Genomic DNA, 25,970 nt, shown 5'->3' on the forward strand with positions numbered 1-25,970 from the left:
AACTCCCCGCCCGACTGGCGCTAGGTCCGCGATGTTACAGCGCCGTTGCAGGCTTGTGTAATAATTCTGGTGTTGGGACGCGCCGCCCGGCCGCGCTACAGGAACCGTCATGGCCACCGACGCGATCACCGCCCATCTCGCCCAGCAGCCCGGCATCCAGAAACTGCCCAGCCCCAAGCTGACGCTGTTCGTCCAGCGCGGCTTCCTCGACGCCGACACCTGCGAAGCACTCTGCGCGATGATCGATGCCGAACGCCGACCCTCGACCATCTCGGACCATAACGGCGACAATGCATTCCGCACCAGCGAGACGTGCGACCTGCCCGCCGTCGACCCGCTCGTCGCACGAGTGGATGACGCGCTCGCCGCCTTAACCGGCCTCGATCCGTTCCACGGCGAGCCGCTACAGGGACAACGCTACGCAGTCGGTCAGGAGTTCAAGGCGCACACGGACTATTTCGAGCCGAACGGCGTCGACTTCGCGCGCTATTGCTCGGTTGCGGGCAATCGCACCTGGACCGCGATGGTCTATCTCAACGAACCCGAGGCGGGCGGCGCGACGCGGTTCAAGGCAGTCGACAAGACGATCCAGCCGGAGACGGGCAAGCTCGTCTGCTGGAACAATCACCGCCCCGACGGCTCGCTCAACCCCGCGACGATCCACCACGGCATGAAGGTGCGCGCCGGCACCAAATACGTCATCACCAAATGGTACCGCGAACGCCCGTGGGGCTGGTAAGCCTCTGTCGCTCGCGGTGAGGGAGAGCGGGTGCCGCGACGACCCCCGCTCCCGATCGTCAGAACTTCACGCCCAACCCCAGCGACACCGAAGCGCCAAGATCGTAGCGGTTGTAGTAGATGCGCTGCGCGTCGAACTGCTGGTACTCCTTGTACGGCGTCGCGGTGATGTTGCGCGCCTCGAACTTGATCTCGGTCTCCACGCCCGCGATTCGAACACCCTCGCGCGCCACGAAGTCGAGCCGGAAACCCGGATATTCGTACACGTCGGGCTGCGCGTTCGGCCCGCGCGTCGTTACCCGCTTCGATGCGTAGTTGAGCAGGAACGTCTGCTGCGACAGATGATCGGTGTCCTCCAGCCCGAGTTGCAGGTTGACCAGATGGTCCGACTGGCCCGTCAGCGGCGCGCCGTCGCGGAAGAACAGGTTCGCGTCGCGCGACACCCCGTTGATGATCGTCTGGTCGCCGTCCTGCACCTTCAGCTTCGATTGCGTCCAGGTATAGTTGGCGATCGCCAGCAAGCGCCGCGCTGACCAGAACTCACCGCCCAGACCTGCAAGCGGAAAGTATTTCTGCACCTCGACCTCGGCACCGTACAATTGCGCCTCGGGTGCGGTCGCGAAGCTCGTCTGCACCTGTCCGACGATCGCGGAATAGGTCTCGATCGGCTTGTCGATCTTCTTGTAGAACCCCGCCAGCGTGAAGCGCTGGTCGCGTCCGAAGAACCATTCGTAGCGCGCTTCGGCATTGTACAGCTGGCTGTCGACCAGCGAATTGTTGCCGCGGAACAGGCGGTTGGTGTCGGTGTCGATATAGACTTGGCTGATCAGCTCGCGGAACTGCGGCCGCGCGATCGTCTTCGATCCGCTCGCACGCAGCTGCATCCCCGGCTGCAATTCGTAGGTGACCGTCAGCGACGGCAGCCAGTAATCCTTGTTGAGCCGCGTGTTCAGCTGCCCCGCCAAGCCCGGCAACCCGGTGTTGAAGAGGTCGACCGCATCAACCGTCTGCTTCGCGGTCTCATACCGCACGCCGGCTGTCACGTTCAGCGCCGGGGTCAGCTGCGCGATCACCTGGCCGTAGCCCGCATGGGTACGAAGCGCCGCGTCGAACGCCGCCGTGCCGTCCTGCGCGGTCGTCTCCTGCAAGTAGATGCCGTACGCCTGGATCGTCTGGTCGGCGAGCAGATAGTCCGGGCGCAGCTGCTGGACCGGGATCGGCAGCGAGTTGGCGAGGAAGCTGATCGCGCGCCGGGTCGAGGTACGCTTGGTGTCGGTGTAGGCGTAACCCACGCCTAGCTTGATCCCGCCAGTCAGCGAATAGACCAGGTCTGCGCCGCCCGACCACAGATCCTCGTTCAGGTCGCTGAACGCGACGCTGGCGCCGCCCTTGCCGCCTGTGCCCAAATTGTTGGTGTACTTGTTGCCGATCGGATCGAACGGCAGGTTGGTGCGCACGTACAGGAACTCGCGCTCATACGGCGCCTCGCGCTGCGAGTTGGCGTAGCTGCCGCGCAGCTCGACCTTCAAATCGTCGGTTGGCTTGAACTCGCCGGTCAGCTGCGTGTCGATCAATTGCCGCTCGTACCATCCGGTGTTCTGGAGCAGCAGGTCCTGCCCCGCCCGGTCGAGGTCGAAGCCGACGCCCAGCCGCGCCTGCTTGATCGTGTCGCGCACGTACAGGTTGGTCCACCGGATCACGTTGTCGCCGAACTCGGCATTGATGCCGAGCAGGCCGTTCACCACCACGCGATTGTCGGTGATGACGCGGTTGAAGCTGTTCTGCAGCGTGCCGGCATTGCCGACGCCGTTGGCGAATTGCTGCAACGTCTGGCGCGTGCGCCACGTGTTGCCGATCCCGGCCGAGGCCAGCACGCCGAGCCGCAGGCCGCCCACGTCGAAACTCGTGCCTCCGGTCAGATTACCGGCGAAATTGACCGGCATCTGATACTGCGTCTGCAACACCGAGGTGCGCGAATTGACCAGGCTGGTCGCGATCTCGCCCAGTTGCGCACGCGTAAAGGTCGCATTCTCGCCGATCGGCGATCCGCTGTTGAGCGCGGCCTTCAGCGGTCCGGGCACGTCACGCGTACCGTTGTCGAACCCGGTCCAGTCGCTCGGGCTGCCGTAATAGACATAGCCCAGCCGCCCGGTCGTGTAGCTGTCGCCGCTGACCGACCCGGACACGGTCAGGAACGGCTCGTCGGGCGTCGTCTTGGTCGTCAGGTTGATGACGCCGCCACCGAACTCGCCGGGGAAATTGGCCGAATAGCTTTTCTGCACCAGGCTCGACGCGATCACGTCGGTCGGAAAGATGTCGAGCGGCACGACACGGCGCAGCGGCTCGGGGCTCGGCAGTGGCGATCCGTTGAGTAGCGCAAGGCTGTAACGGTCGCCCAGACCGCGGACGTAGACGAACCCGCTGCCGACCACCGACAGGCCGGTCACGCGTTGCAACGCGCCCGCGATGTCACCTTCGCCGGTTCGCGCGATATCCTCGGTCGACAATACCGAGATGACCTGCGGCGCGTTCTGCACCGCGTTGGCGCGCGCTCGCCCAACAACGACGATGTCGCCGCCGCCACCTGGGATCGACACCTGCGGCGCCCCATTCTCATCCTCCGGGCCCGTCTCCGCCTCGTCCTGCGTCGGGTTGCCCGACGGGCTCGACGGCGTCGCACCCGGCGCGGCGGTGGTCGGCGTGTTCGATCCACCCGCCTGCGCGAAGGCGGGCTGCGTGAACAGGCACGTGGTCAACAACAGGGCGCTCGCCATCGGCAGCCGCTTGGACATCTTCATTCCCCCAAAATCCTCAGATGCGAATCAGGGGACGGCATCGCTGCCGCTCCCTTGTGTGACCCGCGGGTCTCAGGTGGTCGGCAAGCTCAGGCAGGAACCGTTCGAGCTGCCGAAATCGGCGTAGCTGAGGTTGCAGGTCCAGTTGCGGTACCAGGTGTCGCTCGCATTGCGGACCGCGCCGACATACGGCGCCGACTGGAAGAAGCCGCCCGAGTTGACCACGCTCGCGCTCGACGGATCGACCGCGGTCGCCGCCGTCTCACCGCTCCCGTTGATGAACGTGCTCGTCAGCGTTGAGGTGAACGCCGCATTGTTGTTGCGCCCGCCGTTGAAGATCGCCGCGACCTGATCGTTCGACACGCCGCCGGTGCCGCTGAACGCCGGGTTGCAGCCCGACAGCAGCACCGAGGTGAAGCTCGGCGGCCCCGCCTTGTCGGTCGCAGCGTTCGCTGCCGCGATCGTCGTCGCGCTGTTGATGCGGACGCACGGCAGCCCCGAGTCGCTCACCACCACGCCGTTGTAGAGCGAGTAGTCCGCGCCACCGCGGAACAGCATCACCGCTGCGTCCGAACCGATCTTCGAATGGTGGATGAAGGTGAAGTTTGCCAACCGCACGTTGGAGCGCGGGGTCGCGTCCTCGTTGCCGTTCGAGTCGTGCTCGATCATCGCGTCGCCCGAGCTGCCACCCGGCCGCTGGATCGCGATCACGTACTGGATGAAGCCCTTGTAGCCCACGTCCGTGTCGAGCGAGTCGTCGTCCGCGCCCGAGATGACGAGGTAGTTCATGTTCGGACGCCCGCCGAACACCTCAATGCCGTCGTCGGACGAATTGACCGACTGGAAATGGTCGATCTGCGTGCCCGATCCGACACCCGACGGCGTCAGCGACTGGAGCTCGCGATCGGGCGCCAGCGCGTAACCCGAGTAGCGGATCTGCGTGTAGCTCATCCGGCCCGAGCTGTCGGTCGGCTGCGCACCGCCGTAGAGCGCGCCCGACGTGCCCTCTGTATCGCGCGAGCAGTTCGCGCTGCCCGGCGTCGCGGTCGGCTCCGAACAGTCGGTGATCGGCGCGCGGCCGAGCAGCACGACGCCGCCCCATTGGCCCTGCGACGTCGCGTCATTGGTGCCGACGACGTTGGCGCGGCTGGTGAAGATGATCGGCTGTGTCGGGGTGCCGACCGCATTGATCTGGTTACCGCGGTTGACCGCCAGGAACGCGGTGCCGGTCGAGGCGAACACGATCACGCCCGGATCGATGCCCAGCGTGACTTGGTAACCGGTCGAGGTCGGGCCTTGGTCGGTGCCGACATCGACGCGACCGTCGAGCGAGTAGATCACGCCCGTCGCCTTCGCCAGCTGCGTCGAGGCGGTAAAGCGAGCCGGCAGCGCGCAGTTGCGGTACGTGCCGGTCGGGCCGGAGATCGTGCCGCGATCGACCAGCGCGTTCGGACCCGCGATCGTCGGGCAGCTCGCCGCCGCGGTGACGAGCCCGGCGCCGGTGCCCGGCGTCGGGGTCGGCGTGGGAGCAGGCGCGGGCGTCGGCGACGGCAGCACGATCACGCCCTCGCCCGGCGAGGCGATGTCGTCGGCACCGCACGCGCTCAGCGCCGCGGTGGCGCAGCCGAGCATGAGCATAAGCGAAGCGCGCTTGAAGTTCTGCATTGAACACTCCCGAACCGTTGATGACGGGCGCGTGTTGGGCGCCCGGCCGACTCGATCCCCCGTGCCGGCCTCCACCCCGCGCTAGGCGTGGTGGATGACAGCGGCATGGATGTTCAAAGACAGTGGAGTGACGCCGGCATTTCGGTTTCGTGACAATGCGCCCGCCGGCCGCGCGCGACTACATCGTGAGCACGACCTTCCCGCGCGGATGCTCGTCGCGCGTGTAGGCATAGGCCTCGCGCACTCGGTCGAACGCGAACGTCCGGTCGACCGCCACCTTGATCGTCCCCGCCGCTACCAAGTCTACGACCTCCGCCAGCTGCGCCCCGTTCGGCTCGGCATGCCAGCGCGGCACCGTGCGGATCCCCATCTCGTGGCCCTTCGCCTCGTCGGGCTCAAGCGTCGACACCATCGTCCCGCCCTTCTTCAACACGGCGAAAGACCGTGCCTGCGTTTCCCCGCCCTGCGTGTCAAACACGAGGTCGAGGTCGGTCGCATGATCCTCGAACCGCTCGCGCTCGTAATTAATCGCGCGCGCGACACCCAGCGAGCGGACATAATCAAGGTCGCGCGCGCCGGCGGTTCCGAAGACGGTCGCGCCCTTCCACACCGCGAACTGCACCGCCAGATGCCCGACCCCGCCGGCCGCACCATGGATCAGCACGCGCTGCCCGGCCTCCAGCCGCCCGTGATCGAACAATCCCTGCCACGCCGTTATCGCCGCCAGCGGCAAGGCTGCCGCTGTCGCATCGTCCACCCCCGCGGGCGTCGCCACCAGCTCGACTGCCTTGACCACCACGTAATCGGCCTGCGCACCGCGATCCTGGCCGATGAAGGCCATCACGCGGTCGCCGACGCTCAGCATGTTGTGCGCGCGTGTCCCCAGCGCCTCGATCCGACCCGACAGGTCCCGCCCGAGCGCGAACGGCAGCTGATCCGCTCCCTTGGGCGGATAGTCGCCCGCCGCGGTCTTCCAGTCGACCGGGTTCACGCTCGCCGCCGCAACACGCACCAGCACCTCGTCGTCGACCGCCTGCGGCACCGGCCGCTCGGACAGCGCGATCACGTCCAGGTCGCCGAACCGGTCGACCCACACGGTGCGGTTGGCAACAAGCGGCTGGTGCTGGTCAGCCACGGTCTGGCTGGGCGTCTGGTCGGTCATGGCGTGTCGTGCTCCGCTGGTTCGGACAGCGCCAACGGACGACAATCGTGAGCGATCCCGCGCCGACCGACCGCAGATACGACAAGGCCCGCCGCCATCGCTGGCTGCGGGCCTGGAATGGTGGGCGCGACAGGGATTGAACCTGTGACCCCACCCGTGTGAAGGGTGTGCTCTACCGCTGAGCTACGCGCCCGACCCGTGTCGGAGCGGCGCGTTTAGGCAAGCACCACCGGCCTGTCCAGCGCAAAAGCGCTCGTCCAAGAACCGCGCTCACTTTGCGACGTTGAGCGAGTCCTTCAACACCTTGCCCGCCTTGAACTTGGGCTGCGTGCTCGCCTCGATCGTCATCGGCTCGCCGGTGCGCGGGTTGCGACCGGTCGATGCCTTGCGCTTGCTGACAGCAAAGGTGCCGAACCCGACCAGCCGCACTTCCTCGCCCTTCTTCAGGCAGGTCGAGATCGTGTCGAACACCGCCTCAACCGCGCGTACCGCCTCGGCCTTGCCCAGCCCTGCGCTGGTCGCGACCTGCGCGATCAATTCCTGCTTGTTCATCCCCGAGAACCCCCGTGTTACGCTTCGGTGTTGCAGTACAAATGGCGTGCGGATTCGCCCGCGACGAACCGCATCTCCCCAGTAAGGGCGCAGCCCCGATCCGAGTCAAACGAAACCGCCGCGCCTCGGTCCCGATGCGCGACGGCCTGTTGTTCCGCTACCACGGTCGCACCGTGGCGGCTACGTCATTACGGCCATGTAACCATCACCTCAGTGGTGCACCTCCGCACCCACCGGCATGATCGGCGCGGGCGGCAGTGCGGCGAGCTCGTCCGCCTCGGTCCAATCAATGGCCTCCAGCGGCGCGGTCAATGCGAGCCGCAGCACCTCGTCGACGTGCGACACGGGAATGATCTTCAGTCCTGCCTTCACGTTCGCGGGGATCTCCGCCAGATCCTTCTCATTCTCCTGCGGGATCAGCACCGTCGTAATGCCACCGCGAAGGGCGGCGAGCAGTTTCTCCTTCAAGCCCCCGATCGGCAGCACACGCCCGCGCAGCGTCACCTCGCCCGTCATCGCCACGTCGCACCTGACCGGCACGCCGGTCAGCGTCGAGACGATCGCGGTCACCATGCCGATACCCGCGCTCGGCCCGTCCTTCGGCACCGCGCCCTCGGGCAGGTGGATGTGGATGTCCTTGCGGTGGAACAGGCTCGGCTTGATCCCGAACGACGGCGCGCGTGCCTGCACGAAGCTGTAGGCGGCCTGCACCGACTCTTTCATCACGTCGCCCAGCTTGCCGGTCACCTTGGCCTGGCCCTTGCCCGGCACGGTCACGCTCTCGATCGACAGGAGTTCGCCGCCGACCTCGGTCCAGGCAAGCCCGGTCACCGCGCCGATCTGGTCCTCCTGCTCGGACAGGCCGTGGCGGAACTTCTGCACCCCGGCATAGTCGGCGAGGTTGTCGGGCGTGATCGTCACGCTCGTCGCCTTGCCTTCCAGGATCTGCCGCAGCGCCTTTCTCGCCAGCTTGGCGATCTCGCGCTCCAGCGTGCGCACACCTGCCTCACGGGTGTAGCGCTGGATCAGCGCGCGCAGACCCTCGGTCGTCAGCGTGAACTCACCGTCCTTCAGCCCATGCGCCTCGATCTGCTTGGCGACCAGATGCCGCTCGGCGATCTCGACCTTCTCGTCCTCGGTATATCCCTCCAGCCGGATGATCTCCATCCGGTCGAGCAGCGGCTGCGGCAGGTTGAGCGAGTTGGCGGTACAGACGAACATCACGTCGGACAGATCGATGTCGATCTCGAGGTAATGGTCGTTGAACTTTGCGTTCTGCTCGGGGTCGAGCACTTCCAGCAGCGCGGATGCGGGATCGCCGCGGAAATCCTGACCCAGCTTGTCGATCTCGTCGAGCAGGAACAGCGGGTTCGCCGCACCGGCCTTTTTCAGGTTGGTGACAATCTTGCCCGGCAACGAACCGATGTAGGTCCGCCGGTGCCCACGAATTTCGGCCTCGTCACGCACGCCGCCAAGGCTCTGGCGGATGAACTCGCGACCGGTCGCCTTGGCGATCGACTTGCCCAGGCTTGTCTTGCCGACGCCGGGCGGGCCGACGAGGCACAGGATCGGCCCCTTCAGCTTGTTGGTCCGCGCCTGCACAGCGAGATATTCAAGGATGCGATCCTTGACCTTGTCGAGCGCGTAATGGTCCTCGTTCAGCACACCCTCGGCCGCGATCAGATCGCGCTTGATCTTGCTGCGCTTGCCCCACGGTAGGCCGAGCAGGACGTCGAGATAGTTGCGCACGACCGTCGCCTCGGCGCTCATCGGCGCCATGGTCTTCAGCTTCTTCAGCTCGCTCGTCGCCTTGGCGCGCGCTTCCTTGCTGAGCTTCAGCGTCGCGATCTTCTGCGTTAGCTCGGCGATCTCGTCGCCGTTACTCTCGTCGTCGCTGTTGCCCAGCTCGCGCTGGATCGCCTTCAACTGCTCGTTGAGATAGTACTCGCGCTGCGTCTTCTCCATCTGGCGCTTGACGCGGCTCTTGATCTTCTTCTCGACCTGCAGGACGCCCAGTTCGCCCTCCATCAGCGCGAACGACATCTCCAGCCGCTTGACCGGATCGGTCTCCATCAGCAACGACTGCTTCTCAGCCACCTTGATCTGCACATTGCCCGCGATCGAGTCAGACAGCAGCGCCGCCTCGGTGATCTCGCCCAGCTGCGCAGCGGTTTCCGCCGGCAACTTGCGGTGCAGCTTGGCATAAGCCTCGAACTGCTTGACCACCGATCGCATTAGCGCGGCGACATCTGGCCCCTCGACCGGCTTGTCCTCGATCAGCGCAATGTCGGCCGCGAAATAGCCGTCGCGCTCGTTCAGCGCTTCCAGCGTCGCGCGCTGCTTGCCCTCCACCAGCACGCGCACGGTGCCATCGGGCAACTTGAGCAATTGCAGCACACTCGCGGTGACGCCCATCGAATACAGGTCGTCGCGGGTCGGGTCGTCGTTGGCGGGATCAAGCTGCGCGACGAGGAAAATCTCCTTGTCGGCGGCCATCGCCGCTTCCAGCGCCGCCACCGACTTGTCGCGTCCGACGAACAGCGGAACGATCATGTGCGGGAAGACGACGATATCGCGAAGCGGCAGGACGGGAAGCGTAAGCGTCATGAAAACTCCGGGGTCGCCGAACAGCGGCGACGTTCATGATCCTATATGGTGCGCCGGCGAAATCCATCAATCGTTGCGGCCGCGTACCGCCCGCGCTGTCCTACCTGCCAAGCGCATGTCATGCTGAACACTCATGCCGCGCACATTCGTACCGTCCTTCCCCACGACGCCGCATGTCGGAGCATCGGCCGACGCGCTTTACGCGATCGTTGTCGCCTCAACCCCCTCCATGCCGGCTCACGCCGCACTGTTTCTATTAGTAAGCGCAGGGTCTCGGGGCGTCCCGGATAGGTCCGCTTCAATGTCAACTTCGCACCCGCCCCGAGCGCTCATCAATCATGCCGCGACCGCGGAAGCCGACCAGCTTCGCCCGGAAAGACTGGCGCTATGACAATGTCTTACGCATCGCCGCGGTCATCACGTATCAAGCCGCCGACGAAGTTGAGAGAAGAAACAAAAACCTCCCCCAATCTCAACTTCCTCAACTTGTCATTTCTGCAATCGCTCAATCAGCCGAGAACTCGATGCCCCGCACCCTGCTTGCCGCCTTGCTCTCCCTACCCCTGCTGGCTCTCGCCCCACCGTCGAAGGGGAGCCCGCCGATCTCCGAGCAAACCCAGCGTTCGGGCGGGCCGCTACTGCCTGAACAGACCGCTCTCCGCTTCGACCACGCTGATCTATCGTTCGAGGTGCTGCCCGAGCGTCAGGCGCTGAACGGCGTTGCTACGCTCACCTTCACCGCCCGCGCAGCCCTCACCCGATTGCTGATCGACCTCGACCACAACCTGCCGATCTCCGCGATCAGCATCGACGGACGACCACTCGCCCGTACCGCCTGGACCAACCCCGATGGTCGCCTGACGATCACGCTGCCCCGCCCGCTTGCCGCCGGAAAACGGGTCGTCGCCCGGATCAGTTACGGCGGAACACCGCACGTCGCCGTCAACGCTCCATGGGACGACGGCATGGTCTGGTCGAAGACGCCTGACGGCCGCACCTGGTTCGCCACCACCGCAGAAGGCTATGGTTGCGACCTGTTCTGGCCCTGCCTCGACTTTCCGACCGGCGAACCCGGCTCGGTCGACCTCCACATTACCATACCCGCCGGGCTCAAGGCACCCTCGAACGGTCGCCTGCTCGGCATCGACCGACTGCCCGACGGCCGCACGCGCTGGAACTGGCGCGCGCGCCAGCCCAACACCTATGCCATCGCCCTCAATGTCGGACCGTACGAGGAGATATCGGGCAGCTACGAAAGCCGCTTTGGCAACACCATCCCGCTCCATTACTGGTACCTGCCCGGCGAGAAGGCAAAGGCCGAGGCGCTGTTTGCCGAATTCGCGCCGACGCTCGATTTCTTCGAGGCCACGGTCGGCCCCTATCCCTTCGGCGACGAGAAACTCGGGGTAGTCGAAACCCCGCACAAGGGCATGGAGCACCAGACGATCAACGCCTACGGCAACAAATACGCCAAGGCACCCGAAGGGTTCGACTGGCTGTTCCAGCACGAACTCAGCCACGAATGGTTCGGCAACCAGCTCACTGCCGCCAACTGGGACGATTACTGGCTGCACGAGGGGTTCGGCAGCTACATGCAACCGCTCTACGGCCGCTGGCGCGACGGCGACGCGCGCTACCACGTCATGCTCGACATGCAGCGAAACCTGATCGCGGGCAACCACCCCATCGTGCGCGATAAGGTGCTGACCGAGGAAGAGGTGTACGAACCCAAGCTCGGCGGACCCGGCACCGACATCTACTACAAGGGCTCGTGGATGCTCCACACCTTACGCTGGTTGGTCGGCGACGCTGCCTTCTTCAAGGCGATGCGCATAGAAATCTACGGTCGTGACGATCCGAAGCCCGGCAACTTCACTCCGCGCTACGGCTCGACGCGCGAGTATCAGCGGATCGTCAATCAGGTCACCGGCAAGAACTACGACTGGTTCTTCGACACCTATCTGCGGCACGCCGCCTTGCCCGATCTCGTCGCCACGTCGCTTCCGAACAACCGCACCGAACTCCGCTGGAAGGTTCCCGGCGGTGCCTCCTTTCCAATGCCGATCGAGATCAGCGTCGACGGCAAGATACAGCGTCTTACGATGGCTAATGGGGTCGCGACGATCGACACGCCTGCCGGTGCGCATCTCGTCATCGATCCGGAGGCGCGCGTGTTGCGGCGCAATCGGGCTGTTGAAGCGTTCCGTGCCTGGACGAACGAACAGAGGTCACGCAAATGAATGATCGCACATCGGTCAACGCCGCCGATGACAGTACCATCCTTGGCCTGAAACGAGCGGGCGAGATGGCGGCCGTCTTCATGATCGGGGACGGCTTGCTCGGGCTTCTCCAGCCCACCCGCCACGTCGATCTGTGGCGGTCGGAGGTGGGAGCTGTGGATGCCCTTGTGTCCCCTTTCGGCGGCAAGCCGACCCGACGCCGCATGTACGGCCTCGTCCAGCTAGCCGCCGGGATCGCCCTCGCTGCCAGTCTTCGCCCTAAGGGACAACCGTCGTGAACAGATAGGTCGCGAAGATCACGAGGTGCACTGCTCCCTGCAATACCGTCGTGCGCCCGGTGCCGAGCGAGATCGTCGCCACGAACAGCGACAACGCGAGCAGCAGGATGCTCTTGGCTCCGATGCCGAGCGCCAGCGGCAATCCGATGATCAACGACACGACCGCCACCGCGGGAATGGTGAGGCCGATGGTCGCCAACGCAGAGCCGAGCGCGAGATTGAGGCTGGTCTGAATGCGATTGCGCCGCGCGGCGCGCACCGCCGCCAGGCTCTCCGGCGCCAGCACCAGTGCCGCGATCACTACGCCAACGATCGCCAGCGGCAGACCCGCGCTCAGCACCGCCTTTTCGACCGTCGACGACAATGCCTTGGCAAGCAAGACGACAACAACCAGCGCTGCCAACAGCGCGCCAAACGCCGTCCACGCTGTGCAATCGCTTGGCGGCGGGGCGTGCGCTTCCTCATCGCTATCGTCGGCAGGCATGAAATACCCGCGGTGCGTCACCGTCTGCACCATCACGAACACGGCGTAGAGCAACAGGCTGACGGCCGCGACCAGCAGCAGCTGCGAGGTCGTGTAGCTCGGCCCCGGCGTACTGACGGTGTAATTGGGCAAGGCAAGCGTCAGCACCGCAAGCGAGGCGAGCGTGCACAAGGCCGCACTCACCCCGCGCAACTGGAACCGTTGCTCGCCATGCATGATCCCTCCGACCAGCAGACAGATACCGACGATACCGTTCAGAATGATCATGATCGCGGCGAACACCGTGTCCCGCGCCAGCGTCGACGCGTCACCCGCATCCGACAGCATCAGTGATACGATCAGCGATACTTCGATCACCGTGACGGCAATCGCCAGCACCAGCGTCCCGAACGGTTCACCAACCCGGTGTGCTACTACCTCCGCATGATGAACGGCCGCGATCACGCATCCGAACAGTACCAGCGCCGCCGCGATGGTGCCGATCGTACCAGCCTTCGCCAACCCAACAGCGATCGTCAGCGCCCCTGCCGCAGGGAAGGCCAACGTCCACCAAGGGAGCGTCGGCGCGCGGCGCTCCCCTGACGAGGCGGAACTTGGCGCTACCTGCACACCTCGGCTCAATTGCCGACCTTCAACGGCACCATCTGCTGATGCTGCACGACCCGCCAGTTCTCGTGCGACAGCCAGCGATAGGTCGAGGTGCAATATGCCGCGTAACGTTCGTCGCCGCGCGCTGCCGCGACATGATAGGCGACGACGATCAATCCTTCCTGCGGTCGCGCGACCTGCCGCTCCGTCAGGTCGACCCTTTCCCATCGCGGCGTCTTTTTCACCGCCTCGATTGCCTGCTGACCACTCAGCACAAACGGCGGCTCGGGCAGCACCATCAAGCACTTGTTGTCGATTGACTCCTCGTAATGCTCAGCGCTCGCCGTCCACAGGCTTTCCTCGAAACTCCACACACGATTGTCGTCCACGAACCATGCTCCCGTTGTTCGTTACGACAATGGGGCGTGTGCTCCTTCGTTCCCCCGCCAGAGCATCCGCAAACAGAAAGGGCGCCACCGACAAGATCGGTAGCGCCCTTTGAACATCTTGGAGGAGGGGTCAGGCGGCGCCGTCGGCCACCTTCTTCTTCTCCGCGTAGACGCGGATTGGTTCCTTGCGGCCCTCAACCACGTCCTTGTCGATCATGACCTCGTCGATCGAGTCCATTCCCGGCAGATCGAACATCGTGTCGAGCAAGATCGCTTCCAGGATCGAGCGCAACCCGCGCGCGCCCGTCTTGCGCTCGATCGCCTTCTTCGCGACCGTGGTCAGCGCGTCGTCGGTAAAGCCGAGCTTGGTGTCCTCCATCTCGAACAGCTTCTGGTACTGCTTGACCAGCGCATTTTTCGGCTCACTCAAGATTTTGACCAGCGCCGGTATGTCGAGATCCTCCAGTGTCGCGATCACCGGCAGGCGACCAACAAACTCGGGAATCAATCCGAACTTGAGCAGATCCTCCGGCTCGGTCTGTCGCAGCATCTCGCCCGTACGCTTCTCCTCCGGCGAGGCAACATAGGCACCGAAGCCGATCGACTTACCCTGCAAACGATCACCGATGATCTTCTCAAGTCCAGAGAACGCACCGCCGCAGATAAACAGGATGTTGGTCGTATCGACCTGCAGGAACTCCTGCTGCGGATGCTTGCGCCCGCCCTGCGGGGGCACGCTGGCGGTAGTGCCCTCCATAAGCTTGAGCAGCGCCTGCTGAACGCCCTCACCCGACACGTCGCGCGTGATCGACGGGTTCTCGGCCTTGCGGCTGATCTTGTCGATCTCGTCAATGTAGACGATGCCGCGCTGAGCGCGCTCGACGTTGTAATCGGACGCCTGCAGCAGCTTGAGGATGATGTTCTCGACATCTTCGCCGACGTAGCCGGCCTCGGTCAGCGTCGTCGCGTCGGCCATCGTGAACGGCACGTCGAGGATACGCGCCAGCGTCTGCGCGAGCAGCGTCTTCCCGCAGCCGGTCGGCCCGACGAGCAGGATGTTCGACTTGGCAAGCTCGACGTCCGCGCCCTTCGCGCCATGGTTCAGCCGCTTGTAATGATTATGCACCGCGACCGATAGCACCCGCTTGGCCTGCTTCTGCCCAATGACGTAATCGTCGAGCACATCGCAGATCTCCTGCGGCGTCGGGACACTGCCATCTTTCTTGGATACCAGCGCCGACTTCGTCTCCTCGCGGATGATGTCGTTGCACAGCTCGACGCATTCGTCGCAGATGAAGACCGTCGGACCGGCGATCAGCTTGCGCACCTCGTGCTGCGACTTTCCGCAAAACGAGCAATAAAGGGTGCTCTTGGAGTCGCCGCCGGAGAGCTTCGTCATTCAATCATCCTTCCCGCACATCTGCGGTGTGGTGGGGCAGGCATCGTAACCCGCCCCGCGTTCATTGGGCAATGCCGTACGGTAAGACACGCGGTCAGGCGGCGGCCGCCACGTCGTCGGCAGGCGCCGGTCGCTTGTCAAATACCTCGTCAATCAGACCGAAATCCTTCGCCTCGTTCGCCTCAAGGAAAGTGTCACGATCCATGCGGCGCTCGATCTCCTCGATCGGCTGCCCCGTGTACTGGCTGTAGAGCTCGTTCATCCGCTTGCGGATGCGCAGGATCTCCTTGGCCTGGATCTCGATGTCCGAGGCCATACCCTGGGCGCCGCCCGACGGCTGGTGGATCATGATCCGCGCGTTGGTCAACGCGACGCGCATGCCCGGCTCTCCGCTCGCCAGCAGGAAGCTGCCCATCGACGCCGCCTGACCGATGCACACCGTCCCGACGCGCGGCCGGATGTACTGCATCGTGTCATGGATCGCCATTCCAGCCGTGACGACACCGCCGGGCGAGTTGATGTACATGAAGATGTCCTTTTTCGGATTTTCCGATTCAAGGAACAGCAACTGCGCGGTGATGAGCGACGCCATGCCGTCCTCAACCCCGCCGGTTACGAAAACGATACGTTCACGCAGCAGCCGCGAGAAGATATCGAAGCTGCGCTCGCCGCGGTTCGACTGCTCGATCACAATCGGAACCAGCCCGGCCTGCGTCTGCTGCATACCGACGCCTGCGTTCGCTAGTTTGCCCGCGAAATCGCCGTTGTCGAACGGATTGTGCATGGAAGAACTCTCTTGAAGGGAAGATCAGCAACATCGGCGCTAGCGCAGGCTTGTTCAAGCCCCAACCGCTGCCGCCGGGGTCAAGACAACCGATACGGTGCCGCGTGCGCCAGATAGGCGAGCCGCCGAACCTCACGCCGGCCGCGTACCACCGTGTCGAGGATCAGCCCCGCGAAGAACGCCAATGTCGCGATGATCATCAATCCGGTTACCAGGATGGCCGTCGGCACACGCGGCACCAGCCCGGTGTGAGCATAGGTGATTGCCAACGGAACGGCGAGGATCACGCCAAGAAGGGCGAGCAGACCGCCCAGCGCGCCGAAAAACCACAACGGCCGCTCGATCCGGTACAGCGTCACGATCGTGCCGAGAATCCGCCAGCCATCGCGGTACGTCGACAGCTTGGATGCAGATCCTTCCGGACGCGCGAAATAAGGCGTGCTCACCTCGGCCACCGGCATCTTCAATTCCAGCGCATGAACGCTGATTTCGGTTTCGATCTCGAAGCCGACCGACAGCACCGGAAAGCTCTTCACAAACCGCCGCGAGAACACGCGATACCCCGACAATATGTCGCTGAAGCTGCGCCCGAACAATCGCGCGAGCATGCCGGTCAGCATTGCGTTGCCGAACTGGTGCCCGCGCCGATAAGCCTCGACGGCCTCGTGAACGCGGCTGCCCACCACCATATCGAGTTGTTCGTTCAACAGCCGGTCGACCAACGCGGGCGCGGAGGCGGCATCGTAGGTCGCGTCGCCGTCCGCCATCACGTAGACGTCCGCGTCGACATCGGCGAACATGCGTCGTACCACCGCGCCCTTACCCTGGATACGCTCGGTTCGCACGATCGCACCGGCCGCACGCGCCACCTCGACGGTACGATCACTGCTGTTGTTGTCGTACACGTAGATCGCGGCGTCGGGCAGTGCCGCTTTAAATCCGACGATCGTCTGCGCGATCGCGGCCTCCTCGTTATAGCAAGGAAGCAGGACGGCGATCGTCGGAGCATTGGATTGCGACACAAGGCACCCGTTCGAGCGGCGCCAGGGCGGCGCCATAGACTGATGAATGGCAGCCCACAGCGACGCCGCGGGTGAGCGCTACTTTCTAGCACCCACCCATTAACATCACGCTTCGGTCTTCGGTGCCTTCTTCGCGCGCGGCTTCTTCGCAGCAGGCGCGGTTTCGTCCGCCGCGAGCGTCCCTTCCGCTGCCTCAGCCGCGGCAGGATCAGCCTCAAGCACCTGCGTCTCGGCCTCGACCGGCGCACCCTTCTTGGCGCGTGGCTTCTTCGCCGGTGCCGCTACATCGCTGTCGCTCGGCTCGACTGTTGCATCCGCACCCTTGGCCGCCGGCTTCTTGGCGCTCTTCTTTGCCGGCTTCGCGTCAGTCGCCTCGGACACAGCATCGTCGGCCGAGGCCTTCTTGGCCTTCTGCTTCGGCTTGTGGTTGTCGTGATCGTGCGTGTGCGTGCCGGTCGCGAAACCATCCTCGCTCTCGATCGCGGCTTCCAGTTCCTCGCGCGTCGTCTCGCGATCGGTGATCTCGGCCTTGTCGAACAGGAAGTCGACCACCTTGTCCTCGTACAACGGCGCGCGGAGCTGGGCGGCCGCCATCGGCTCCTGCTGCACGTACTGAACGAACTGCTGGCGCTGCTCGGCCGGATACTGCTGCGCGGCCTGCATGATCAGGCGCTGCATCTCCTGCTGGTTGACCTCGACGCCGTTGGCCTGACCGATCTCGGACAGCAGCAGACCCAGACGCACGCGACGCTCGGCGATCTTGCGGTAATCGTCGCGCTCGTTCTCCATCTCGTTGAGTGCCGCCTGCTGGTCGGGCTCGTGCGTCGCTTCATGCTGGAGCTGCGCCCAAATCTGGTTGAACTCAGCCTCGACCATCGACGGCGGAACCTCGAAGTCGTGACCCTCCGCCAGCTGGTCGAGCAGCTTGCGCTTCATGTGCGTGCGGGTGAGCCCGTTATGCTCCTGCTCGATCTGCCCCTTCAGCAGACCGCGCAGCTGCTCAAGGCTTTCCAGGCCGAGATTGGTCGCGAGCTCGTCGTCGATCACGCTCTCGCCCGCGGTCTTCACCGACTTGATCGTGAGGTCGAACGTCGCGTCCTGACCGGCCAGCTCCTTGGCGGGATAATCCTCGGGGAAGGTGACCTTGATCTGGCGCTCTTCGCCCGCCTTGGCGCCGACGACTTGGTCCTCGAAGCCGGGAATCAGTCGACCCGAGCCGATCTCGACCGCCATGTCCTCGCCGGTGCCGCCCTCGAAGGCCGTGCCGTCCAGCGTCTTGCCGACGAAATCGACGGTGACGAGGTCGCTTTGCTCGGCCGCCTTGTCGCCGGCGTCGTCCCACTTCTTCTGCTGGTCGGCGAACTTCTGCAGGTGCGCGTCGACCGCCTCATCCGCGACCGGCACGGTCAGACGCTCAAGCTTCAGCGTATCGATCGCGGGCGTCGGCACCTGCGGCAGCACTTCCAGCTCGACCTTGAGCTCGGCATCCTTGCCTTCCTCGTAACCGTCGGCCAGCTCGACCGAGGGCTGGATCGCGGGACGCAGCTGCTTCTCGGCGATCAGCGACTGCACGCCGTCCTGGATCGAGGTGTTGAGCGCTTCCTGCATCAGTGCCGGACCGTGCATCTTGCGCACGAGGTTGGCTGGCACCTTGCCGGGACGGAAACCGGGCATGCGGATCTGCGGAGCGACGCGCTTCAACTCGGCATCGACCTTCTTCGCGATGTCGGCGGCGGGGATGGTGAGGGTGTAGGCGCGCTTCAGCCCCTCGTTCAACGTCTCCACAGTCTGCATGTTACGCCTTCGCTTCTAGGAATATCGTAGATGGTGGCACCCGCGCAGCGAGCGCGGGACTGGTGCGGGCGAAGGGACTCGAACCCCCACATCTTGCGATGGCAGGACCTAAACCTGCTGCGTCTACCAGTTCCGCCACGCCCGCACAGGACACCGTCGGTCGCGCGCCTCTATACCGTCGAAACCGCGGGAGCAAGCGCGGCGGCAACCGAACCCTCGCCGCCCGCGTTCATGCATCCGAAGGAGAACAGATCATGGCGACCAATCCGGGCGACCTGCCCGCCGACGTGCCCCAGCCGACCCAGCCCGCGCAGCCCGACGTGCCTCCGCCCGAGGTGTCACCGCCCGGACCCGATATCGACATGCCCAGTCCCGGCGCACCGAACGAGACGCCCGCACCTGCCAACCCGACGATCTGAGGACATCATGAGCGAACCGAAGACCATCGATCCCGTCCCCGATCGCGACGATGATCGCCCGGACATCCAGCAAGCGGTCGAAGCGCGAAGCGACGCGGTCGTCCGCGGCGAAGGCGGACCCGAGCCTGCGATGTTCACCGACACCGGAGAGTTCGACGGCAACAGCGGCACCGGCGGTGAGGTAAAGAACCAAGACGATACGCAGCAGTAACCCAAAAAGGGGCGGTCACAATGATGACCGCCTCTTCGCTATGCTGAACTCGAGCTAGCCTGCCAGCGCCTTCTTCAGCAGGTCGTTTACCACCGCGGGGTTGGCCTTCCCCGCCATCGCCTTCATCGTCTGCCCGACAAAGAAACCGAACAGCGCCTCCTTGCCGCCGCGATACTGTTCCAGCTGCTTGGGGTTCTTCTCCAGCACGGCGGCGATCACCGCCTCGATCGCGCCGGTGTCGCTAGTCTGCTTCAGCCCGCGTTCCTCGACGATCTTGCCGGGTGCATCGCCGGTCTCAAGCATCGCCTCGAACACCTGCTTGGCGAGGCTGCCTGACAGCGTTCCATCAGCCACCAGCGCGAGCAGCTCCGCCGCCTGCCCCGGCTGCACCGGGCTCTCGCCAATCGACTTGCTCAAGCGATTGAGCGCACCGAACAGCTCGCTCGTCACCCAGTTCGCTGCCGCCACCGGCTTCGCGCCCGCATCCAGCAACGCGTCGAACCAGCGCGCGCTCTCGACCTCGGCGGTGATCACGTCGGCGGCATAGGCGCTGATCCCGAGCGCCTCGTACCGCTTGCGCTTGGCACCCGGCAGCTCGGGCAGCGATGCGCGACATTCGTCTAGGAACGCATCGTCCAACTCAAGCGGCAACAGGTCGGGATCGGGGAAGTAGCGGTAGTCGTGCGCGTCTTCCTTCGACCGCATCGACCGCGTGGTGCCGGTGTCGGGGTTGAACAGCCGGGTTTCCTGCTGGATCGTGCCGCCGTCTTCCAGCACCGCGACCTGCCGCTTACCTTCATGCTCGATCGCCGCCATGACGAAACGTATGGAGTTGACGTTCTTCGTCTCGGTGCGGGTGCCGAATTCGTCACCCGGCTTGCGCACGCTGACGTTGACGTCGGCGCGCATCGAGCCCTGGTCCATGTTGCCGTCGCACGACCCGACGTAGCGAAGGATCGACCGAAGCTTGGTCAGGTACGCGCCCGCCTCGGCCGGAGAGCGCATGTCGGGCTTCGACACGATCTCCATCAGCGCGACACCCGAGCGGTTGAGGTCGACGTAGGAGCGCGTGGGGTGCTGATCGTGCATCAGCTTGCCTGCGTCCTGCTCGACGTGGATGCGCTCGACCCCGATCGTCTTGGTGCGCCCATCGTCCTCGATCTCGACCACGCCCTCACCGACCAGCGGATGGTAGAGCTGGCTGATCTGATAGCCCTGCGGCAGATCGGCGTAAAAATAGTTCTTGCGGTCGAACCGCGACCATTTGTTGATTTGTGCGTCGATCGCCATGCCGGTGCGCACCGCCTGACGGATGCACTCGCGGTTGGGTACGGGCAGCATGCCGGGCATCGCCGCGTCAACGAGGCTTACCTGACTGTTCGGCTCTGCGCCGAACGCAGTTGCCGCACCCGAGAACAACTTGGCGTTGCTCGTGACCTGCGCATGAACCTCAAGGCCGATCACGACCTCCCAGTCACCGGTTGCGCCCTTGATGCGGTAGGATGTTTCCATGTTCGTCATTCCGCTTCCACGTACGCCGCGCCCTTGCGCATCACCACCAACGCTCCGGCCGCGCGGTGAAGCCCGCCCGCTCCTCGATCGCGAGCGCTGCGTCCAGCACACCCTGCTCGTCGAGCGCGCGACCGATCACCTGAAGCCCGAGGGGCAGTCCCGCCTTGTCGAGCCCGCCCGGCACGCTCATTGCCGGCAATCCCGCCAGCGAAGAAGGGACAGTGAAGACGTCATTCAGGTACATCGCCAGCGGATCGGCACTCTTCTCGCCGAGTGCAAACGCGGCGGACGGCGCGGTCGGGGTTAGCAGCACATCGCACTGCTCCCACGCACGCTCGAAATCCTGTGCGATCAGCGCACGAACCTTCGATGCCTGCGTAAAATATGCGTCGTAGAAGCCGGCCGACAGCACGTAGGTGCCAATCAGGATACGCCGCTTCACCTCGTCGCCGAACCCCGCCGCGCGGGTCGCCGCGTACATGTCCTGCAGGTTCGCGCCCTCTGGCAGGTCACGCTGGCCGTAACGCACGCCGTCGTAGCGCGCGAGATTGGACGACGCTTCCGCCGGCGCGATGATGTAATAAGCCGGCAGCGCATAGCGCGTGTGCGGCAGCGAGACCTCGACGATCTCGGCGCCCGCATCCTTCATCCAGGCGATACCCTGCTGCCACAATGCCTCGATCTCCTCGGGCATGTTGTCGACGCGGTACTCGCGCGGAATGCCGACGCGCTTGCCTGCCATACTGGCGTTAAGCCCGGCACTCCACGCCGGCACGGGCAGGTCGAGCGAGGTCGCGTCCTTACGATCGAACCCGCTCATCGCCTCCAGCATGATCGCGCAGTCGCGCACGTCGCGCGCCATTGGTCCCGCCTGATCGAGCGAGGAGGCAAAGGCGATCGTGCCCCATCGCGAGCAGCGCCCGTAGGTCGGCTTGATCCCCGAAATGCCGACGAACGCCGCCGGCTGCCGGATCGAGCCGCCGGTATCGGTACCCGTCGCGCCCGGCGCGATCCGGCCAGCGACCACCGCGGCGCTACCGCCCGACGATCCGCCGGGAGCGAGCGGCGCATTGCCGCCGTCGCTCCGCCGCCAAGGGCTCACCACGTTGCCGAAATAGCTCGTCTCGTTCGACGACCCCATCGCGAACTGGTCGAGGTTCAGCTTGCCGAGCATGCCTGCGCCCGCGTCCCACAGCTTCTGCGAGACAGTCGACTCATATTCGGGCTTGAAGCCTTCGAGAATATGGCTGGCGGCCGTGGTCTGCACGCCGTTGGTGCAGAACAGGTCCTTCATTCCGATCGGCACGCCCGCCATCGCTGGCAAGGTCTCACCCGCGGCACGCGCCTGGTCGACCTTGTCGGCAGCGGCGAGCGCGTGCTCCGGCGTCTCGACAATGAAGGCGTTGAGCGGCTTGGCAGCAGCGACCGCGGCGTTGAACGCCTCAGCCACTTCGCGCGCGGAGAAATTGCCGCTCGCCACGCCGTCGCGGATCTGGCGGATACCCAGGTCGGTCAGGTCGCTCACTATTCGATCACCTTCGGAACCGTGAAAAAGCCGTGCTCGCCCTCGGGCGCGTTGGCGAGCACCTTTGCGCGGATACCGCCATCGGTCACCACATCGTCGCGCAGACGCAGGTGGTTGGGGATCACGGCGGTCATCGGCTGCACCGACGAGGTGTTGACCTCGCCCAGTTGCTCGATCCAGCCGAGGATATTGCCCAGTTCGGGTGCGAGACGCTCGGCCTCTTCGTCACGGATCGCGATCCGCGCAAGCTTGGCCACACGCTTAACGGTTGCTGTGTCTACGGACATATCCGCGCCGCTACCACCAGCCGGCGCCCACGCGCAACTGCGGCGATTGCGCGTAGGCGGACACTGCGGCAGAGCGGGCGAACCAGTTCCGCCTCTGCTCTCGTCTGGACACCACGCTTTTGGTTCGCAAGTTCCTCTACATCGTCGCCGGACTGATCGTTCTCGCGCTCGCCGGGCTGATCGCCTATCGCATCTGGGGTGTCGAGCTGATGCGCGCCGCGATGGTGCCGGGTGAAGACTTCCGTGCCGTTCGCCAACTCACCCCGGCAGATTATAGCAACACAAAGCTATGGCTGGCGCGGCCTGACATCGCGAACAACCCCGCATTGTGGACGCCAGCGGGGGAGCAGCCGCGCCGTGAGCCGGGCGGCGCCGCGGTATTCTTCATCCACCCGACCTCGTACCTCAACCGAGCGCACTGGAACGCGCCGCTCGACGACAAGGAGGCGAACGACCGTGCCGCGCTGTTCCTTCGCGGACAGGCCAGCGCCTTCAACGCAGTCGGCGAGATCTGGGCGCCGCGCTATCATCAGGCGACATTCGGCGCTTTCCTGACCGATCAGGCGAACGCCACACGCGCGCTAGATCAGGCGTATCGTGACGTGCTGGCCGCCTTTGATGCCTTCGTGGCACAGGTCGGCCCTGACCGCCCGATCATCCTTGCCGGCCACAGCCAGGGCGGGCTGCACCTCACGCACCTGCTGCGTGACCGTGTCGCAGGCAAGCCGCTCGCGCGACGGATCGTGGCGGCCTATGTCGTCGGTTGGCCGATCTCCACCGCGACCGACCTCGCCGCGCTCGGCCTGCCCGCCTGCGCGCGCGCCGACCAGCGCGGCTGCATCCTGTCGTGGCAGAGCTTCGCCGAGCCCGCCGACCCGTCGCTGATCACCGACAATTACGATCAAACCACCGGCTTCGATGGTCGCCCGCGAAAGGGAACGCAGATGCTGTGCACCAATCCGATCACCGGCGTGCCGTTTACCGCCGCTCCAGCCAGCGCCAATTTGGGCACGCTTTACCCGAGCGAGGACCTGTCGTCCGCGCAGCTTCGCCCCGGCACCGTCGGCGCGCGCTGCGACGCCCGCGGATTGCTGCTGATCGGATCGCCGCCCGATGTCGGCCCCTACGTGCTGCCGGGCAACAACTACCACGTCTATGACTACAGCCTGTTCTGGGCCAACGTCCGAGCCGATGTCGCGCGGCGGATGGCAGCACGGTGATCACGACTGACGCAACCGAGTTCGCCGCCGCGCTGCCGGTTGGTGGACGCCTGCTAGGCCTCGACCTTGGCACCAAAACGATCGGCACCGCTTTGTGCGATGCCGGCTGGAGTTTCGCCAGCCCCGCGCCTCTTGTCCGCCGCACGAAGTTCACCGCCGACAAGGCAGCACTAGCCCAACTAGTACGGGCGCAACATGTCGTCGGCCTCGTCATGGGCCTGCCGCTCAACCTTGACGGCAGCGTCAGCCCGCGCAGCCAGTCTACACGTGCCTTTGCGCGCAACTGCGTCGACATGAACCTGCCGATCCTCTTGTGGGACGAACGCTGGTCGACCGTTGCCGCCGAACGCGCGCTGATTGAGCAGGACATGAGCCGCGCCAAGCGTGCCGAGCGGATCGATTCCGCTGCGGCCGCGCATATCCTGCAGGCGGCTATTGACGCCTTGGTCAGCGTTCCTCGCGATTGATACCGTGCTTGCCGTGAGGTCGGCAGGCGCTATCTGCGGCTTCCATGACCCATGACATTCACGTGATCGGTGGCGGGCTTGCAGGCTCGGAGGCCGCGTGGCAGCTTGCCGAGGCAGGCTTCAAGGTGCGACTGTCGGAAATGCGCGGCAGCGGCGAGAACACGCCTGCGCATCATACCGACCATCTGGCCGAACTCGTTTGCTCGAACAGCTTCCGCTCGGACGATGCCGAGTCGAACGCGGTAGGGTTGCTGCACCAGGAGATGCGCGCGCTCGGCTCGATCATCCTACGCTGCGGCGACACACACAAAGTACCCGCCGGCAGCGCACTTGCAGTCGATCGCGACGGCTTCTCGGCAGGGGTGACCGGCGCGCTCGAGTCGCATCCGAACGTCACGATCATCCGCGAGCGCGTCGATGCGCTGCCGCACGGGCCTGCGATCATCGCCACGGGTCCGCTGACCGCGCCCGCGCTATCCGATAGCATCGCGGCCGAGACCGGTCGCGACGCGCTCGCCTTCTTCGACGCCATCGCGCCGATCGTGCACCGCGATTCGATCGACATGGAGGTCGCCTGGGCGCAGTCGCGCTGGAACAAGGGTGACGGAACCGACTACATCAACTGCCCACTCGACAAGGAGCAGTATCACGCCTTCGTTCAGGCGCTGCTCGACGGCGAAAAGACCGAATACAAGGAGTGGGAGAACGTCCCCTATTTCGAAGGCTGCATGCCGATCGAGGTGATGGCATCGCGCGGACCCGAGACGTTGCGCTTCGGACCGATGAAGGGTGTCGGGCTCGACGTACCAAGCAGCGGTCGCTGGCCCTATGCCGCGGTGCAGCTGAGGCAGGACAATGCGCAGGGAACGCTGTGGAACATCGTCGGCTTCCAGACCAAGCTGAAGCATGCCGAACAGGTACGCATCTTTCGCACCATTCCAGGCCTGGAGAACGCCGAGTTCGCGCGGCTTGGAGGGCTGCATCGCAACACCTTCCTGCGTTCGCCCGAGCTGCTCGACGATACGCTGCGGCTATCGTCGCGCCCCAACATCCGCTTCGCGGGGCAAATCACCGGATGCGAAGGCTATGTCGAAAGCGCCGCGATCGGGCTGCTCGCCGGGCGGTTCGCGGCGGCCGAACTCGCCGGCAAAGAGCTTCCCTCCCCGCCGCGTGAGACGGCGCTCGGTGCGCTGCTGTCGCATATCACCGGAGAGGCAGTGGCGGAGACCTACCAGCCGATGAACGTGAACTTCGGCCTGTTTCCACCGATCGCGGGCAAGACCAAGAAGGCGGACCGGAAGCGGATGTACACCGATCGTGGCCGCGCGGCGCTGGCAGACTGGCTCGCCGCCTAGTCGTCGTCGCGCGGCGACGCTGCCGGGCAGGCGCACACCGGACGCTTCGATTTGCGCTTCGGCTTGGTGGTCGCGAACTCGGTTGCATTGAGCGCGCCCGACCGGTCAGCGTCAGCGTCAGCAAAGCGCTTGGCCGTCTTTGCCGACCATTCATCGAATGACAGCTGACCATCACGGTTCAGGTCCAGCTTCGCGAATGCCTTTCGCCGGCTGAGCAGATATTCTTCCCGTGTAATCTTCGCATTGCGGTCCTTGTCGTAGCGGTCGAACCGCTTTTGCTCGCGCGTTCGCTCGGGTGCTGCGGGCAGGTCGGCCGGAACATCGTCCGCTTGGGGCGCGCTCGCCTGCGTCATCGCGGGCAGGATCGTGGCGGCACGCGCCGTGGCGTCGCCGGATTTATCGTTCAGAAAAATAAGCCAGCCCGCACCACTCAGCAGCAAAGCAGCCAATCCGCCCACCAGATAGCGCCACATGATC

22 protein-coding genes and 2 tRNA genes are annotated in these 25,970 nt (G+C 65.0%); 7 read left to right on the plus strand and 17 right to left on the minus strand.

Annotated features, from left to right (window positions below):
- The first annotated feature begins 109 nt into the window (after window positions 1-109).
- A complete protein-coding gene (locus SMN802W_RS0110345; RefSeq protein WP_019516834.1) occupies window positions 110-739 on the plus strand; it encodes a prolyl hydroxylase family protein in 630 nt (209 codons plus the stop codon).
- Window positions 740-797: 58 nt separating this feature from the next.
- On the opposite strand, the gene SMN802W_RS0110350 is transcribed toward SMN802W_RS0110345, so the two are convergent.
- The 6 genes from SMN802W_RS0110350 to lon form a co-directional block, all read right to left on the minus strand.
- Window positions 798-3,530, minus strand: coding sequence for a TonB-dependent receptor domain-containing protein (locus tag SMN802W_RS0110350; RefSeq protein WP_026325999.1), 2,733 nt, complete (start codon window positions 3,528-3,530; stop codon window positions 798-800).
- A 75-nt stretch (window positions 3,531-3,605) separates the two neighbouring features.
- A complete protein-coding gene (locus SMN802W_RS0110355) occupies window positions 3,606-5,198 on the minus strand; it encodes a hypothetical protein (RefSeq protein WP_019516836.1) in 1,593 nt (530 codons plus the stop codon).
- A gap of 178 nt (window positions 5,199-5,376) precedes the next feature.
- The gene (locus SMN802W_RS0110360) at window positions 5,377-6,360 is read right to left on the minus strand and encodes an NADP-dependent oxidoreductase (RefSeq protein WP_019516837.1); all 984 of its coding nucleotides are present in this window, start codon (window positions 6,358-6,360) and stop codon (window positions 5,377-5,379) included.
- Between the two features lie 118 nt (window positions 6,361-6,478).
- A tRNA-Val gene (locus SMN802W_RS0110365) sits at window positions 6,479-6,553 on the minus strand.
- Window positions 6,554-6,630: 77 nt separating this feature from the next.
- Entirely contained in the window at window positions 6,631-6,912 is a 282-nt protein-coding gene (locus SMN802W_RS0110370) for an HU family DNA-binding protein (RefSeq protein WP_019516838.1), read from the minus strand.
- A gap of 210 nt (window positions 6,913-7,122) precedes the next feature.
- Window positions 7,123-9,519, minus strand: coding sequence for an endopeptidase La (gene lon / locus SMN802W_RS0110375; RefSeq protein WP_019516839.1), 2,397 nt, complete (start codon window positions 9,517-9,519; stop codon window positions 7,123-7,125).
- 524 nt (window positions 9,520-10,043) lie between these two features.
- Here lon and SMN802W_RS0110380 point away from each other — a divergent pair.
- Entirely contained in the window at window positions 10,044-11,759 is a 1,716-nt protein-coding gene (locus tag SMN802W_RS0110380) for a M1 family metallopeptidase (protein ID WP_026326001.1), read from the plus strand.
- Between the two features lie 258 nt (window positions 11,760-12,017).
- On the opposite strand, the gene SMN802W_RS0110390 is transcribed toward SMN802W_RS0110380, so the two are convergent.
- The 7 genes from SMN802W_RS0110390 to SMN802W_RS0110420 form a co-directional block, all read right to left on the minus strand.
- On the minus strand, window positions 12,018-13,022 hold the full coding sequence (locus SMN802W_RS0110390; RefSeq protein WP_019516842.1) for a calcium:proton antiporter: 1,005 nt from the start codon (window positions 13,020-13,022) through the stop codon (window positions 12,018-12,020).
- A 116-nt stretch (window positions 13,023-13,138) separates the two neighbouring features.
- A complete protein-coding gene (locus tag SMN802W_RS18285) occupies window positions 13,139-13,498 on the minus strand; it encodes a hypothetical protein (protein WP_019516843.1) in 360 nt (119 codons plus the stop codon).
- Between the two features lie 130 nt (window positions 13,499-13,628).
- Window positions 13,629-14,897 carry an ATP-dependent Clp protease ATP-binding subunit ClpX gene (clpX, locus tag SMN802W_RS0110400; protein ID WP_019516844.1) on the minus strand — a complete coding sequence of 423 codons (1,269 nt, stop codon included), beginning with the start codon at window positions 14,895-14,897 and terminating at the stop codon, window positions 13,629-13,631.
- A gap of 94 nt (window positions 14,898-14,991) precedes the next feature.
- A complete protein-coding gene (locus SMN802W_RS0110405) occupies window positions 14,992-15,681 on the minus strand; it encodes an ATP-dependent Clp protease proteolytic subunit (protein WP_019516845.1) in 690 nt (229 codons plus the stop codon).
- A gap of 80 nt (window positions 15,682-15,761) precedes the next feature.
- Window positions 15,762-16,739, minus strand: a complete 978-nt coding sequence (locus SMN802W_RS0110410) for a glycosyltransferase (protein WP_019516846.1) — start codon at window positions 16,737-16,739, stop codon at window positions 15,762-15,764.
- Window positions 16,740-16,808: 69 nt separating this feature from the next.
- Window positions 16,809-18,497: a trigger factor gene (tig, locus tag SMN802W_RS0110415; RefSeq protein WP_019516847.1), complete on the minus strand. Its 1,689-nt coding sequence runs from the start codon at window positions 18,495-18,497 to the stop codon at window positions 16,809-16,811.
- A gap of 60 nt (window positions 18,498-18,557) precedes the next feature.
- A tRNA-Leu gene (locus tag SMN802W_RS0110420) sits at window positions 18,558-18,642 on the minus strand.
- A gap of 109 nt (window positions 18,643-18,751) precedes the next feature.
- Here SMN802W_RS0110420 and SMN802W_RS18585 point away from each other — a divergent pair.
- Both SMN802W_RS18585 and SMN802W_RS0110430 read left to right on the plus strand, forming a co-directional pair.
- On the plus strand, window positions 18,752-18,916 hold the full coding sequence (locus SMN802W_RS18585; protein ID WP_019516848.1) for a hypothetical protein: 165 nt from the start codon (window positions 18,752-18,754) through the stop codon (window positions 18,914-18,916).
- Between the two features lie 7 nt (window positions 18,917-18,923).
- On the plus strand, window positions 18,924-19,127 hold the full coding sequence (locus SMN802W_RS0110430) for a hypothetical protein (RefSeq protein ID WP_019516849.1): 204 nt from the start codon (window positions 18,924-18,926) through the stop codon (window positions 19,125-19,127).
- A 54-nt stretch (window positions 19,128-19,181) separates the two neighbouring features.
- On the opposite strand, the gene gatB is transcribed toward SMN802W_RS0110430, so the two are convergent.
- Genes gatB through gatC form a run of 3 tightly spaced genes read right to left on the minus strand, consistent with a single transcriptional unit; the run spans window position 19,182 to window position 22,451 of the window.
- Window positions 19,182-20,648 (minus strand): Asp-tRNA(Asn)/Glu-tRNA(Gln) amidotransferase subunit GatB, encoded by a 1,467-nt coding sequence (gene gatB, locus SMN802W_RS0110435; RefSeq protein WP_019516850.1) that lies wholly within the window; start codon window positions 20,646-20,648, stop codon window positions 19,182-19,184.
- Window positions 20,649-20,679: 31 nt separating this feature from the next.
- On the minus strand, window positions 20,680-22,164 hold the full coding sequence (gene gatA, locus SMN802W_RS0110440; RefSeq protein WP_019516851.1) for an Asp-tRNA(Asn)/Glu-tRNA(Gln) amidotransferase subunit GatA: 1,485 nt from the start codon (window positions 22,162-22,164) through the stop codon (window positions 20,680-20,682).
- On the minus strand, window positions 22,164-22,451 hold the full coding sequence (gene gatC, locus SMN802W_RS0110445; RefSeq protein ID WP_026326003.1) for an Asp-tRNA(Asn)/Glu-tRNA(Gln) amidotransferase subunit GatC: 288 nt from the start codon (window positions 22,449-22,451) through the stop codon (window positions 22,164-22,166). The genes gatA and gatC overlap by 1 nt, the downstream gene beginning before the upstream one ends.
- Window positions 22,452-22,570: 119 nt before the next feature.
- Between gatC and SMN802W_RS0110450 the strand changes: the two genes are divergently transcribed.
- Genes SMN802W_RS0110450 through trmFO form a run of 3 tightly spaced genes read left to right on the plus strand, consistent with a single transcriptional unit; the run spans window position 22,571 to window position 25,493 of the window.
- Complete coding sequence (locus tag SMN802W_RS0110450; RefSeq protein WP_019516853.1) at window positions 22,571-23,671, plus strand: DUF3089 domain-containing protein; 1,101 nt, start codon at window positions 22,571-22,573, stop codon at window positions 23,669-23,671.
- Entirely contained in the window at window positions 23,668-24,138 is a 471-nt protein-coding gene (ruvX, locus tag SMN802W_RS0110455) for a Holliday junction resolvase RuvX (protein WP_019516854.1), read from the plus strand. Before SMN802W_RS0110450 ends, ruvX begins: the two co-directional genes overlap by 4 nt.
- A 44-nt stretch (window positions 24,139-24,182) precedes the next feature.
- On the plus strand, window positions 24,183-25,493 hold the full coding sequence (gene trmFO, locus SMN802W_RS0110460) for a methylenetetrahydrofolate--tRNA-(uracil(54)-C(5))-methyltransferase (FADH(2)-oxidizing) TrmFO (RefSeq protein WP_019516855.1): 1,311 nt from the start codon (window positions 24,183-24,185) through the stop codon (window positions 25,491-25,493).
- Here the strand turns inward: trmFO and SMN802W_RS0110465 are convergent.
- Entirely contained in the window at window positions 25,490-25,966 is a 477-nt protein-coding gene (locus SMN802W_RS0110465; RefSeq protein ID WP_019516856.1) for an EF-hand domain-containing protein, read from the minus strand. The genes trmFO and SMN802W_RS0110465 overlap by 4 nt on opposite strands.
- Between the last annotated feature and the right edge of the window lie 4 nt (window positions 25,967-25,970).

This window comes from Sphingomonas sp. Mn802worker (assembly GCF_000382485.1).
In the GTDB taxonomy this organism is placed as follows: Bacteria; Pseudomonadota; Alphaproteobacteria; order Sphingomonadales; family Sphingomonadaceae; genus Sphingomonas.